Annotated in this window: 1 protein-coding gene; it reads left to right on the forward strand. The window is 57.4% G+C overall.

Going from position 1 to position 1,073, the window contains the following annotated elements; genetic code table 11:
• Nucleotides 1-955 (forward strand): Tn3 family transposase (locus K206_RS0136290; protein WP_043367956.1); only part of this gene is annotated, 955 nt, incomplete at its 5' end.
• Nucleotides 956-1,073: the final 118 nt, after the last annotated feature.

Raw genomic sequence — 1,073 nt, forward strand, 5'->3', positions numbered from 1 at the left:
GGGGCGGTCCGATTTGGCATCTTCTGACATGATGAGCATGGAGACCACCAAACGGGTGTGGCAAGCCCGGCTTGATCCTCGGCGCAACACACCTTCCATTGGAATCTACTCCCATGTAAAAGACCGGTGGGGCATCTTCCATGCGCAGCCCTTTGTGCTCAATGAGCGCCAGGCGGGCGTGGCCATTGAAGGTGTCATCCGCCAAGAAAAGCTGGAGACCAGCCAGCTTGCTGTGGATACCCATGGCTACACCGACTTTGCCATGTCACATGCCCGTTTGCTTGGTTTTGATCTTTGCCCGCGGTTGAAGGAACTCAAACAGCGCCACCTCTTTGTGCCACGCGGCACCAAAGTGCCCGCAGAAATCGCTGCGGTGTGCGAAGCCAATGTCGACGTCGCTTTGATCGAAAAGCATTGGGATAGTCTGGTGCACCTGGCAGCCTCGGTCATGAGCGGACATGCCAGTGCGGTGGCAGCTCTTGCGCGGTTCGGTTCTGCCGCCCAGGGCGATCCAATCTATGAGGCTGGCGTGCAATTGGGGCGGTTGCTGCGTACGGCGTTTTTGGCTGACTACTTTGTCAAGGACGCTTTCAGGAACGAGTTGCGCCGGGTGCTCAATCGGGGCGAGGCTGTTAACGCCCTCAAGCGCGCCATTTATACCGGCCGGATCAGCCCGGCGCAGGCCAAACGTGTCGATGAAATGCAGGCTGTGGCCGATGCGTTGAGCCTGATGGCCAACATCGTGATGGCGTGGAATACCTCACAGATGCAGGCGGTCCTGGATCGCTGGTCGAACCGCCGCCAGGTCATTCCACCGGAACTGATCGGGAAGATTGCGCCCACCAGGCTGGAGAGCATCAACTTGCGGGGTGTGTTTCGCTTCCCGGTTGACCGCTATGCTGACCAAATCCTGCCTTCGCGGCCAAATGCATCGATAACTGGCACCAATGGATGAAACCGACCACGGTTTGACGCCACGAATCGCAGATTTGAAAGTGAACAGGAAAGTCAATGAAATCAACGATCTACCAACACCACCTCCGCGCCAGTGCTAGCTTTTCGTACCGTCACTT

It is taken from the genome of Cupriavidus sp. WS, from assembly GCF_000395345.1.
GTDB lineage: Bacteria > Pseudomonadota > Gammaproteobacteria > Burkholderiales > Burkholderiaceae > Cupriavidus > Cupriavidus basilensis_B.